12 protein-coding genes and 1 pseudogene are annotated in these 12614 nt (G+C 63.5%); all 13 read left to right on the plus strand.

All coding sequences use genetic code 11. The annotated features are described in order from the left end of the window. Positions 1 to 4 precede the first annotated feature (4 nt). The 13 genes and pseudogenes from TC41_RS03615 (at position 5) to TC41_RS03670 (ending at position 12600) form a co-directional block, all read left to right on the plus strand. Complete coding sequence (locus TC41_RS03615) at positions 5 to 1147, plus strand: iron-containing alcohol dehydrogenase family protein (protein WP_014463645.1); 1143 nt, start codon at positions 5 to 7, stop codon at positions 1145 to 1147. Between the two features lie 15 nt (positions 1148 to 1162). Next, positions 1163 to 2680, plus strand: coding sequence for a class I adenylate-forming enzyme family protein (locus TC41_RS03620; protein WP_014463646.1), 1518 nt, complete (start codon positions 1163 to 1165; stop codon positions 2678 to 2680). A 34-nt stretch (positions 2681 to 2714) separates the two neighbouring features. Beyond that, positions 2715 to 3527 (plus strand): helix-turn-helix transcriptional regulator, encoded by an 813-nt coding sequence (locus TC41_RS03625; protein ID WP_041694989.1) that lies wholly within the window; start codon positions 2715 to 2717, stop codon positions 3525 to 3527. 90 nt (positions 3528 to 3617) lie between these two features. After that, positions 3618 to 4459: pseudogene (gene larE, locus TC41_RS03630) on the plus strand (ATP-dependent sacrificial sulfur transferase LarE). An 8-nt stretch (positions 4460 to 4467) separates the two neighbouring features. Beyond that, positions 4468 to 5238: a nickel pincer cofactor biosynthesis protein LarB gene (larB, locus tag TC41_RS03635; protein ID WP_041694990.1), complete on the plus strand. Its 771-nt coding sequence runs from the start codon at positions 4468 to 4470 to the stop codon at positions 5236 to 5238. Beyond that, a complete protein-coding gene (gene larC, locus TC41_RS03640; protein ID WP_049784325.1) occupies positions 5219 to 5740 on the plus strand; it encodes a nickel insertion protein in 522 nt (173 codons plus the stop codon). The genes larB and larC (TC41_RS03640) overlap by 20 nt, the downstream gene beginning before the upstream one ends. Beyond that, positions 5710 to 6081: a nickel insertion protein gene (larC, locus tag TC41_RS15360; RefSeq protein WP_014463652.1), complete on the plus strand. Its 372-nt coding sequence runs from the start codon at positions 5710 to 5712 to the stop codon at positions 6079 to 6081. The genes larC (TC41_RS03640) and larC (TC41_RS15360) overlap by 31 nt, the downstream gene beginning before the upstream one ends. Then, the gene (locus TC41_RS03645; protein ID WP_014463653.1) at positions 6078 to 6728 is read left to right on the plus strand and encodes a 4Fe-4S binding protein; all 651 of its coding nucleotides are present in this window, start codon (positions 6078 to 6080) and stop codon (positions 6726 to 6728) included. Before larC (TC41_RS15360) ends, TC41_RS03645 begins: the two co-directional genes overlap by 4 nt. Then, positions 6725 to 8167 carry a hypothetical protein gene (locus tag TC41_RS03650; protein ID WP_148260115.1) on the plus strand — a complete coding sequence of 481 codons (1443 nt, stop codon included), beginning with the start codon at positions 6725 to 6727 and terminating at the stop codon, positions 8165 to 8167. The genes TC41_RS03645 and TC41_RS03650 overlap by 4 nt, the downstream gene beginning before the upstream one ends. A gap of 3 nt (positions 8168 to 8170) precedes the next feature. After that, positions 8171 to 8992, plus strand: a complete 822-nt coding sequence (locus TC41_RS03655; protein ID WP_014463655.1) for a nicotinate-nucleotide pyrophosphorylase — start codon at positions 8171 to 8173, stop codon at positions 8990 to 8992. A 6-nt stretch (positions 8993 to 8998) separates the two neighbouring features. Next, the gene (locus tag TC41_RS03660) at positions 8999 to 9913 is read left to right on the plus strand and encodes a molybdopterin-binding protein (protein WP_014463656.1); all 915 of its coding nucleotides are present in this window, start codon (positions 8999 to 9001) and stop codon (positions 9911 to 9913) included. Positions 9914 to 9925: 12 nt separating this feature from the next. Further along, entirely contained in the window at positions 9926 to 11077 is a 1152-nt protein-coding gene (gene larC / locus TC41_RS15365; RefSeq protein WP_014463657.1) for a nickel insertion protein, read from the plus strand. Positions 11078 to 11103: 26 nt separating this feature from the next. Continuing rightward, a complete protein-coding gene (locus TC41_RS03670; protein WP_014463658.1) occupies positions 11104 to 12600 on the plus strand; it encodes an L-lactate permease in 1497 nt (498 codons plus the stop codon). Positions 12601 to 12614 lie beyond the last annotated feature (14 nt).

The raw sequence follows: 12614 nt of genomic DNA on the forward strand, positions 1-12614 counted from the left end.
GCCTATGGCATATGGCATTCACATTCCGACGCGGGTGAGGTTTGGTGAGGGCGTCACACGGGAGTTGCCTGATGTGCTGCGCGAGATGTCGGCTTCACGCGTGATCGTCGTGACGGATCCCGGCCTGAAGGAGGCTGGCGTCGCGCGCCAGGTGGAGGCGCTCGCTCGGGAAGCGTGCGATGACGTGCGCGTATACGCCGACGTGGAGCCCGATCCGAGCGTGGACACGGTTCATCAGATCGCGTCCTTCTGCCGCGAAGGCGGAGCCGACGTGCTGGTGGCCGTCGGCGGTGGGTCGGCCATGGATGTCGCCAAGGGTGCTCGCATCGTGGCAGAGCTCGGCGGCGACATCCGCAGGTTTGCCGGAACCCATGCCGACCCTATCCCGGGACCGCTTCGCATGCGGCTGTGCGCGATCCCGACGACGGCTGGCACAGGCAGCGAGGTGACCTTCTTTGGCGTGTACTCCGATTGGGAGCATCAGGTGAAGGTGACGGTCACGAGCCCGCATCTCGCCGCAGATGTGGCGCTGGTGGATCCTCTGCTCACCCACAGCGTGCCGCCCAAGGTGACCGCGGCAAGCGGAATCGACGTGTTGGCTCACGCGCTGGAGGCGTATGTTTCGCGGCAGGCCACGCCCTTTTCGGATGCGCTCGCGCAAAGGGCCATGGAACTCGTCGGCTCGAGCCTGGTTCGGGCCGTGGAGGATGGGAGGGACGCCTCGGCGCGCAGGGATATGGCGGAGGCAAGCCTCTTTTCCGGGATCGCGTTCAATCACGCGTATCTCGGGTTGACGCACGCGATCGCGGCCGCCGTGTCGGGGCACGCGCACGTGCCGCACGGCGTCGCCATCGGCATCTGCCTGCCAGCGGTGATCCGATACAACGCACACGTGTGCGCCGACAAGTACCGCCGCGCCGCCGACATTCTCGCGAGGGGGCGGGGGTTAGGCGCCGGAGATGCGGCCGGGATCGTCGAACAGCTCGCCCGCAACATAGGCCTGCCGTCGCGGCTCCGCGACGTCGGGGTGACGAAAGACATGCTGGCCGGTATCGCGCGACAGACTCTGGTGAGCGTCCAACTACGGCACAACCCCCGCGAAGCGAGCGAGCAGGATGTTCTTAGCCTGGTGGAGTCTCTCTGGTGATGGAGGCGATGGTCCGTGAACCTGGCGCGCATGTTCGAAATGGCGGCGGAGCGGGAGCCTCAGGCGATCGCGATGATCGAGGGCGATCACGCCCTCAGCTATCGGGACATGCACGCTGCGGTCAACCGCGTGGCCCATGCGCTGCACAAGCTCGGAGTCAGGCGGCGAGATCGCGTGATGGCACTGATGAAGAACCGGCAGCAGACAGCCATCCTCTTTTGGGCCGTGCAGAAGCTCGGCGCCGTGTTTGTTCCCCTCAACTATCACATGGCGCCGGGAGATCTGGAGCGATGCATTCTGGATGTGGAACCCAAGCTCATCTGTTTCGAACGCGCCAGCAAAAATGCGCTGCGGTGTATTCATCTCCCCGAGAAGCCGATCTACGTGAGCCTCGATCCCGACGATGGAGACATCACGTGGGAAGAACTCGTGCGCAACGGCGCACCTTCCTTTGACGCTGTGCCTGTGGAAGACGACGATCCGGCCATCATGCTGTACACGTCCGGCACCTCAGGCCATCCCAAAGGTGTACCAAAATCCCATAGAAATGAATACGTATCCACATTGTCGCAGATCATTCAGAATCGGTATGATCGGTCTGACGTCATGCTCGGCGTGATGCCCCTATATCACACCATGGGCATTCATTCGTATCTCGCGATGGCGTTTCTGAACGGCAGGTACATCGTAATTCATGATGTGACAGAAGAGTCTCTCGCCGATACCCTTCACTTCCATACCGTTACATGCCTGTATGCGATGCCGGCGATGTTTCGGCACATCCTGCAATCGCGCCGAGTGGATCCTGTCCGGCTTCGTCAGATTCGGAAGATCGGCTACGCGGGGGCTCCGATGTCCGAAACGCTCATCCAGGCGTGTTTCGAGGCCTTTCAGCCCGAGGTGTTTCTCAACCACTACGGAAGCACGGAGATCCACACCTTCACGACCTGTGCGTATTTGCGCGAGAAGCCCGGTTGCGCGGGCAGGCCTGGGATCAATCAGCTCATCCGCGTCATCGCGATTCGCCCCGACGCCACCCCGGACGACGAGGTCGAACCGGGTGACGTCGGCCAGGTGATCGCCTACACGGGTTCTCCCGAGGCGTTCAAGGGGTACTGGAATCGGCCCGATCTCACCCGCCAGGCCATCCGTGACGGCTGGTACTACACCGGCGATCTCGGCACGCGCGATCTGGACGGTGACCTCTACATCGTCGGCCGGACCGACGACGTGGTGGTCTCCGGCGTGGATCGCGTGTGGCTCGGCAAGGTCGAACACGTATTGGAACATCATCCGGACGTGCAGGAGGTGGCGGTCGTCGGACAGCGGGATGATCAACTAGGCCACATCGTGACGGCGTTCGTCGTCCCACGCCGCAAAGACCTCACTCCATTTGAATTGGACCGATTCTGTCAACGGGACGGTGGCCTGTCGGACTTCGAGCGGCCGCGGAAGTACGTGTTTGTCGACGGTCTGCCAAGAGACGCGTCGGGGAAAGTGATCCGGCGCTCTCTTGTCGAATGGAGCGACTGACACATGGGCAGCGATGCGAGGAGGGATGCGCTCGATGTGTGACGTGCTGATTGTCGACGAAGATCTGGCGGCACGCCAGCACGTGCGGGGGCTCTTGGCCTCAGGTGAGTATCGGTATCTCCGCGCCACCGAGGCCGACAGCGCCGCGCGCGCCCTCCCGATCGTGCGCCAGCATCACCCGTTTGTGGTCCTGTACGATCCGTCCGTGCCTGACGCGGGCGGCCTCGAATTCGGCCGCAAGATCAAAGAGCACGATCCGTTGATTCACGTGGTCATCCACAGCCAACTGAAGATGTTCGAACTGGTGTACCAAGCGATCAATCAAGGCTTCGACGGCTATCTCCTGAAACCCGTGATTCGAGAGGAGCTGAATCACGTATTTGGCCGCTTGATCCAGAACGATCTGCGTCACTCGCTTCACCAAGGCGCGAAGCGCGCTCTGGTGGCGCGGCAGGAATCTCCGGCCGATCTCGCCAACCCCATCGAAAGCGCCATCGCCTACATCGAGGAGCACTTCCATGAGCCGATCTCGCTTCAGGAGGTGGCGGAACGGGTCTATCTCAGTCCTTCCTACTTCAGTCGCCTCTTCAAGTCGGAAGTCGGCACCACGTTCATCGATTATCTGACCCAGTACCGAATCCAGAAATCCAAGATGTTGCTTCGCGTCACGTCGCTTCCCATCGAGATCATCGCGAATAACACGGGATTTTCAAATTCCAGCTATTTCTCGACTACGTTCAAGCGGATCGTGGGCCGAACGCCGAGCGAGTACCGCGCCATGATGAGCGCGCTCAAGGAGCGCTCGGACGACGAACCTGCTCAAGAAAACAAAACTGACCACGAGTGAATCCCGAAAGGTGCGCCGCAGGGCGGCGATACAATGAATCTGAAAGCGTTTCCTCGCGGCCAAGGCCACGAGACAAGGGAGGCGAGCCGCATGGAGGACATTCGGGAGAAATACGAGAACCTGCTGGCTGCGCTTCGGGAGATGGGCCGCGTACTGGTGGCCTTCTCAGGCGGAGTGGATAGCACGTTTCTGTTGAAGGCGGCTCTCGACGCGCTCGACCGCGACCATGTGCTCGCAGTCACGGCGGATTCGGAGACCTATCCCGCGCGCGAACGGACTGAAGCCATTCAGGTGGCTCGACAGTTGGGTGCGCGGCACGAAATCATGGAGACTAGTGAACTCGACATTCCCGGATATGTCGAGAATCCGTCGAATCGGTGCTTTTTTGTAAGCGAAATCTGTTCGATCACCTCTGGGACCTGGCGGCCAGGCGGGGATTTCCCCACGTCGTCTTCGGCGCCATTGCGGACGACCTAGGCGATTACCGACCGGGTCTTCAGGCGGCCAAGAAGATGGGCGTGAGGGCCCCACTCTTGGAATGCGGACTGACGAAGCGCGAGATCCGTCAACTGTCGTACCAGATGGGTTTGCCGACGTGGGATAAGCCGTCGTTCGCGTGTCTCTCGTCGAGGATTCCGTATGGCGAGCGGATCACGCGCGAGAAACTCCGGAAGATCGATCAGGCCGAGTCCTTTCTCCGGGAACTCGGATTCCGCCAGGTCCGCGCTCGCCAGCACGGTGAGTCCATGGTGCGCATCGAGGTGCCGCCGGAGGAGATTCCGGCGCTCGTTGGCGTGCGAGAACTCGTGATCGCCAAGTTGAAGGAGATCGGCTATGCCTACGTGAGCGTGGATCTCGAAGGGTATCGCAGTGGCAGCAGCAATGAGGTGTTGAACACCCCGATGCACACGTCGACATCACAGGTGGGATGAGGGAAGTCATGACATCGACGAGGGAGATTTTGGAGCAGGTTCAATCGGGCCGCCTGTCCGTGGATGAGGCGCTTGACCAGATCCGGGGGCTTACGGTCGAAGACCTTGGTTACGCTCGGATCGATCACGATCGCGTCCGCCGGCGCGGATTTGCGGAAGTCGTGTACTGCGAGGGTAAGACGCCGGAGCAGTCCGCCGAAATCCTCGCGCGCCTGGCGGCCCGGGGCGAATCGAATGTGCTCGGCACGCGGGCGGACGAAGAAACGTTTGAGATCTTGAGGCGGAAGGTGCCCGATGCCGAGTATCATCCCGTGCCGCGGGCTATTGTGGTGCGCCGGGGTACAGAACGGCACATTGGGTCGGTGATAGTGTTGGCGGCGGGAACGTCGGACCTGCGTGTCGCGGAGGAGGCTGCGCTCACAGCGAGCGTCATGGGCAGCCGCGTGGATCGCGTGTACGACGTCGGCGTGGCGGGGCTTCACCGGCTGCTGCGCGAGCTCGACCGCATCCGCAAGGCGAGGGTCGTGATCGTCGTGGCGGGCATGGAGGGGGCCCTGATGAGCGTCGTCGCTGGTTTGATCGATAAGCCGGTGATTGGGGTGCCAACGAGCGTCGGGTACGGCGCGCAGTTGCACGGGCTCACGCCCATGCTCGGCATGCTGACCTCGTGCGTGCCCGGATCGTCGGTCGTGAACATCGACAACGGCTTTGGTGCGGGCTATCTGGCGCACATGATCAACGAGCTCGGGGAGGGTGCCCATGGCCATCGCGAAGATTGACTGTTTTGCGGGGGCAAGCGGCGATATGTTTCTCGGCGCTTGGCTCGACGTGGGCATCTCGGAGGACGCGTGGCTCTCCGGCGTGCGCCCGCTGCTTTGGGGCGAGGGCGAGATCGAAATTGCCCGCGTCATCAAGCAGGAGATTTCCGCCACGCGGGTCCTGATCCGGCACAAGGAAGGGCATGTCCATCGGCATCTCGCGGACGTCGAGGCCATCATCGACGGGGCGGATCTTCCGGATGTGGTCAGGCGAAAAGCCAAGGACGCGTTCTTCCACCTGGCTGTGGCCGAGGCTTCCATCCACGGCACCACGCCCGACGCCATCCACTTCCATGAGGTGGGCGCGATCGACGCCATCGTGGATATCGTCGGGGCGATGTGGGCGTGGCACCTGGCGGGCGAGCCTGATTGTTATGTCTCCCCCATCGAGGTGGGGGCGGCAGCGCGATTTGCGCGCACGGCCGAGTTCCCGTGCCGGCTCCGGCCACGCTGGCCTTGTTGAAGGGCTTCCCCATCTACTCGTCCGGCCTGTGGGGAGAGACCACGACGCCGACGGGCGCCGCGATCATCCGAGTGCTCGCGAAGGCGATGCCCGTGCGGCCGATGCGCGTGGACGCGATCGGCTACGGCGCCGGGACCAAGGATCTCCCGGTCGCGAATGTGCTTCGCATTTCGCTCGGGGAGTGGGTGGGTGCAGGACCGGATGCGAGCGAGGCGCTCCACCGCCCCGAGCCGCACGGCGGTCACGTTCACCATCACCATCATCACCCGCACGAGCACACCAACGGCGGGAATCACACCGAGCATCACCCATCGCACGCAGGGGAGGGATCGACGAGATGAGGCTCGTGAACACGATCGCGAAGATCATCGACGAAAAGTGCACGGGTTGCAAGATTTGCGCACAGGTCTGTCCGACGCTCGCGATTCGCATGGAGCCGTTGAACGGACATCCGTACAAGAAACTGGCGGTGCTCGATGCCGAATACTGCACGGGCTGCACGGCGTGCGAGCAGCGTTGCCCGTTTGACGCGATTCAAATGGAATACCTGGACGAACCTTACACCATCGGCGTGGATGTGTCCGAGGTGGACCAGGGTGCCGTCCGCGAATTGTGTGCGAAGGCGCGGTTTCACCCCGAACAGGTGGTCTGTTACTGCACAGGGACGCGCGCGGAGGAGGTGGCCGCGGCCATTCTCAAGGGCGCCAAGACGCCGGACGACATCTCGCGCGCGACCGGCCTTCGCACAGGTTGCACGGTGGAATGTCTCCAGCCCGCGATGCGGCTTCTCAGGGCCGCGGGGATTGAGCCGGTCCCCCAGAAGGGCTTCTACCAGTGGTATGGCGCCACGCCGACCATCTGGGACATCCCGGACGAGGTCAAGGCGAAGTACGCATCGCGCGGCTTCTACTTCGACGACGATATCGAATTTTTGCAGAGCATTCAAAAGCGATCGACAGAACAAGTGGAAGAGGAGGAGATCAAATGAGCACGGTGCGACCTCCCATTCGTCCCTTGCCGCCTCGGCCCTCTCGCTACGGCGTGGACCCGAAGTACGTCACCAAGCGGATGGCCGATCTCCCGAACATGACGTCCGTCCTGCTGGAGGAGCTCTTTCCAGACAGCCCGAAGGTGCTGTATCCGAGTGAAGAGGGCATCCAGGCGATCCGGCGGGCGACCGAGGCGGCCATGGAACGCATGGATCTGTCGATGATCCAACCTGGCCACACGGTGAACGTCTTGGCTTCTCACCACGGCTTCACGTTGCTCGGTGGAGAGCCGTACGCAGAAATGCTTCGAACGGTGTACGACGTGGTGAAATCGCGCACCGGCGCAAAGGAAGTCCGCCTGCGCGCCGGGGTAGGCCTGCGCTTCCGAGAGACCGAGGAGTACATCCAGAGGTTTAATCTGAAGAAGTACTTCGATCGCGCCCTGGGCATGGCGCCCATCGATGAGGGGATTCCCATCGAGACCGAGATCGGGACCTTGTACGGACTGAAGCGCGCCTACGACGCCGACTGGATCATCCATGTCCACAACAGCGACGTGCGCGAGGTGCACTTCCACCGTCAGGTCGATCGCGCCGTGAAGCCGTTCGGCATGTCGTACGCGCGCATCGAGACGCGATCGACATACCACCAGAACTTGGGTCCCCGAGCCGCCAACTTCACCGCGCGCGCCATTTTTGAGTCGGAATTTGTGCAGAGCAAATTCGTCGGGGCCGTCTTCATGAACATGGCACCGGGCGGCGTGGTGAGCATCGAGGCGGACAACGACCTGTATCGGATCAACGACACGGTGATGTACGATGGCCTGCGGTACTACGGCAAAGTGTTTCATCTGCTAGGGATGATCGACGAATGCATCGTGGGCCTCGACTTCCCTTGCCCGGTCCCGTATGTGTTCTCGGCCGGCGTGATCTACTGCAACTTCGTCGGGGCAAACGTGGACCTGTTTGACCTCAGCGTGAAGCTGCCGCCGTACACCTGGTACACGGAAGCCCTGTACGGAAAAGACGGCAGACCGCTCGTCCCCGATGTGCCGCCAGTGAACCCTGCCATCAAGATGGTGGTGCACAACTATGCGTGGATCGGGTATCCAAGTGCGTTTTTCGCGGAGCATCTTCCCACCATCGTCGTCGGCAAGAAACAGGCGGAGATCTTCGAACACGACCCGCAGAACCTGGAGTACATGAAGTACGCGCTCATCGCGTCGAATCTCGACGAGGCGATGGCGTTCGCGTACCGCACGACGGGGACCGATAAGGTGATTGCATTCGACGGGGCTGTGGGCGGGATCAATGTCAGCGTCTCTCTGGCCGAGGATCTTCGCCGACTGGCGCCGAAGGCGAGCCGCGAGGTCGATACCATCCTCCTGCCCAAATGGCTCAAACAGCGCGGGCTGACCGCGTTGGCGCAGGAGGCGTGACGCGTGGCTGAGACGTTCGACATCCGCGATCCTCTCTTTGCCCCGATTCGCGGTCGCGTATTCCGCGCGACGGTCACGGCCACGCGCCCTGGGCTCGTGGCCGGGATCGAGGAAGCGTCCGCGCAAGCCGACGCAGCAGGCGTCGAAGTATCAGCGGAGGTGTGGGACGGGGAGTGGGTCGCGCCGGGCGACGTCCTGCTGTCACTTCGCGGTGGTCCGAAGGCGATAGCCCTTGCCGAGGATCGCATCCTGGGGCCGCTCATGATGGCTTCTGGCTGGGCGACGCGCGCGGCCGAACTCCGTCACCTTGCCCCAAAAACACGGCTCGTCTGCGGTGGGTGGAAGAAAATACCTAACGCGATCAAGCCGCTTCTTCATAACGCGCTGGTGTCCGCAGGCGTCGGGCTGCGGATGGTCGACGAGCCGTTTGTCTACATCGACAAGAACTACCTGCGCATGTTTGGCGGCATTCGCGAGGCGCTCGCGGCCGCCTCGATCTTTCCCGAGCGGGTGAAGGTCGTGCAGCTTCGGGGCGAATGGGGCGACATCGGCGAGGAGGCTGTCGAAGCGCTGGAGCACGGCGCGGATGTCGTCATGGTCGACACGGGATCGCTCGCCGATCTCGACGTCGTGTGCCGCATCGTGCAATCGCGCCCCGGGGCGCGAGCCCGCGTCGCCTTCGCGGGAGGTGTGACGCCCGAGACCTTGATGGTCCTGGTGTCGCGCTTTGACGTGTACGCGGTGGACATCGGCGGCGCCATCTTGGACGCGCCGCTGCTCGACCTGCGCCTCGACGTGGAGAGTCGACATGAAGCCGGGAGGTGAGGCTGCATGGAATACAACCTGCTCCGCAAGACCGAAATCCGCGTCCATGGCGTTCGCCTGACGGATTGTCATCTTGGCGACCTTGCGCGCGCCGTGGCTTCATGTCTTCGCCTGCCCGAGGAGCGGGTCATCGTAATCGACGTGCGCGAAGATGAGGTGGCGTTCGACGTGTTGCTTCACGAGCTCCCCGCGGAGACCGTGGTGGGCCGGGAAGCGGATCTGCTGTCCGCGCTCGCCGCGGTTCCCGGGGTGACTCTCGGACCAGGCGCACAGGTGGTCGCGGACGGCGTCCTGGGACTCATCGCGCTTCCCGAAGAGATGCGCGATCAACTGCTCGAGGAGTCCGCGCGCATGGGGGACGAGATCGCGCGGCGCGTGAGACAAAGGGCCATCGTGTTCCCCACAGGATTCGAAGTGATGCAAGGGATGATTGAGGACACCAACACGCCCTATCTCGCGGGCGAGCTTGAGCAGATGGGATATCGCGTGAAGCGGGGCGCCGTCCTTCCCGACGATCGCGACGCGGTAATCGGAGCGTTCAACCGGGCCATCGAGGAAGGGTACGGGCTCGTGATCACGACAGGGGGCGTCGGGGCCGAGGCCAAGGATGTGAATGTCGAGGCGATGGAGGCGGTGTGCGATGAGGTGTCCGCGCCTTACGTGGTGCGCTTCGAGCGGCCGAATCATCGCCATCAGAAGCCTGGCATTCGCGTGGGCGCCGGCCGAGCCGGCATCACGAAGATCATCAATCTGCCGGGCCCACACGACGAGGTGATGCTGTGTTTTGAGGCGATCCGCCCGTTGCTTGACGCGCCTCCGACCCTGATCGCGACGGCGATGGCGGACGCGCTGAGGGATCGGTGGGCGCACTATGCGGGTCACCTGAGCGCGCAGGGACATGGTGCGGCGCCAATGGGTTGAGGAGGTCGAGAGGTGGATAGGCTCGCACTGGTGGTGGACGGCTATCGCGGCGCAAGCGCGGCGGCGCTCTGCGCTTGTCTCTATGACGATCGCGACCGTTGGCTCGCGAGTGACGCGGCGAGCACAGGCCTGAACGTGCGTCTGACGTTGCGCACGTGTGGGACGCCTCGGCCCGAATCCACCCGCGCGGCGGGATGGGAAGGCGCGATACCCGAGTGGGTTCGTGCCGGTGATGTCGTGGCCAGGCTTTCCGCAGCCGGCGACACGAGCCGCCGGGCGGCAGAGATCCTGTCCACAGCGTTTCGGTACCTCGGGCTTGACGCCGATGACCGGGCTCAAGGTCGGGACGTGGCCTGGCTCGTGGCCTGCGCCGCTTGGTTCGCGTCACGCGCGGGCATCCCCGTGTACTGCGCTCGCCTCGTCGGCCGTCCGGAGTCGAACCGATCGCTCGACAACGCGAGTGGCCCCATGCTCGATCCCGGCGAGATTCGGTTGTTCGCGGGGGTACCCATCGTGCTCCGACCAGATGGCCCGGTCAAAGGCGATCTCGTCGCGCTTCTCAAGTCAGTGGCGTCGTTCGAACCGCCCGCGCTCGTGTTCTCGGACGTGAGGCTTGGCGAGGACGCGATGGGCCTCGGCATGGCGGTGTATGTCGCGAATCGGGCGGGCGAAGACCTTTCGCCCGGCGCCTTGCGCGGTCTGCTCGACGGGCGGCAGCATGAACCTCCTCATTGCGTCGTGGAGACGAACATCGACGACATGAACCCCGAATGGGCGACCCACCTCATTCCCCGTCTTCTGGACGTGGGCGCAGATGACGCGTATCTCACGCCCGTGCACATGAAGAAAGGGCGCCTCGGCTTCGTGCTCAGCGTGTTGTGTGCCAAGGAGCGACTGGCCGCCGTCGAGCGGGTGATCTTCCGAGAAACCACATCCATCGGCCTCCGCTACCACGAGGTGCGGAAGCGGGCGCTCGCTCGCGAGTTCGTCACCGTGGAGACCCCGTATGGACCCGTTCGGGTGAAGGTGGCGTACCACGACGGGATGGTCGTGAACCGGGCGCCGGAGTATGAGGAGGCGCGCCGTGCCGCGGAGGCGGCCGGGGTATCGGTGAAAGAGGTGTACGAAGCGGTCTACCGAGCGCTTGACGGATCGACACCGTAAGGCGGGGAGGCGGGAGTTTGGCAGCGATGTCCACCTTGATCGCCCTTGTACCCATCGCGGCCATCGCGGTTCTGCTTCTCGCGTTCCGGATGCCGAGCCACCTGGCCTCCGTCGCCGTTTGGGCGCTGACCGCGACGTTGTGCGTGTTGCCCACGCCATTTCACACGGACTGGGGACGGTGTGCGGATGCCGCGGTATACGCTTTGATGTCGGCGCTGCCCATCATGATCGTGCTTGCGTTCGGCGCTCTGCTCTATCAGTTGCTTTCGCTCACGGGCGCAATCGCCGCGCTGGCGCACAGGGTGGCATCCTCGTTTGCAGATGAGGTGGTGAGCGCTCTCTTCATCTCGGCGGCACTCGGCACGGGATTCGAGTGGGCGAGCGGGTTTGGTTTGGGAATCGTGATGGTGGCCCCGCTTTATCGGCTGCTCGGGCGGTCACCGGCGCAAATCGTGCAACTTTCGCTGCTCACGCAGTTTTGGATCCCGTGGGGCGCTTATGGGGCGAGCTCCATGGCCACGAGCGAGCTCACCGGCATGCCTTTGCACGACCTCGCGAGTGACAGCGCGATCGTGGGCTGGCCCCTCGCGTTCGTGTATCTGTGCCTCATCGCCGTGATCGCGGGTGGATGGAAGGGCCTCAGGGCGCGCTGGGTGATTGTCTTGGCGAGCGCCGCCGTGATGGGGATCGTCACGTGGGGCGTGAGCCGATGGCTCGAGCCGACGACGGCCGGGGGATGTGCGGCCGTTGCGCTGGGCACGTTGCTCTGGTGGTATGCGCGCGGATGGCGGTCGGATGAAAGGAGCAGGAACGCGGGCAGGGCGCCAGGGTTGAGCATGTGGCGGGTCATGTCGCCCTACGCCCTGGTGGTGTTCTATCTCGCTGCCGTCAACGGGATTCCGGGATTGCATCGGCGGTTGGCCGAGTGGATGACGTGGTCCGTATCGAATCACGCAACGCGCGTGTCATTTCTCCTGAGCCCCGGCATCGCGCTGCTGCTCGCTTGCCTTCTGGCGGTCGGACTCCTTGGGCCGAGCGGCCAGCGACGGCACCTGTGCCTTCAAGCCGTGGGCAACACGTCTCGCCAGGTGTGGAGGACGCTCGTCGCGACGGTCGCGTTCATGGAGACCTCGTCCTGGATGGCGGAGAGCGGCATGTTCCACGTGCTCGGATTGGACCTGGCGCGACCCGGCGTGATCGCCGTACTCGTGGCCTCTCCCGTCTTGGCGGCTCTCGGCGGATTTATGGCCGGTACGAGCACCGCGTCGAATGCCATGCTGGCCCCGTTGCAGGTTCAGATGGCACACGTCACACACCTTCCGATTGCCATCTTTGCTGTCGCGCAGAACGTGGCATCGGCTCAGGCTGCGTACATCGCACCGTCGCGGATTGCGTTTGCCACGAGCTTCGTCAACGAGCAGGGGAGGGAAGGGCGGTACATGCGCCGGTTGGCGCCGTGGAGCCTGTTGGCTGTGGGCTGGGTGGCCGTCGCTGACCTATTGATGTGGGTATCTCATCTGTGAGGTCCGGCAAAAGG

It is taken from the genome of Alicyclobacillus acidocaldarius subsp. acidocaldarius Tc-4-1, assembly GCF_000219875.1.
GTDB classification, from domain to species: domain Bacteria; phylum Bacillota; class Bacilli; order Alicyclobacillales; family Alicyclobacillaceae; genus Alicyclobacillus; species Alicyclobacillus acidocaldarius_A.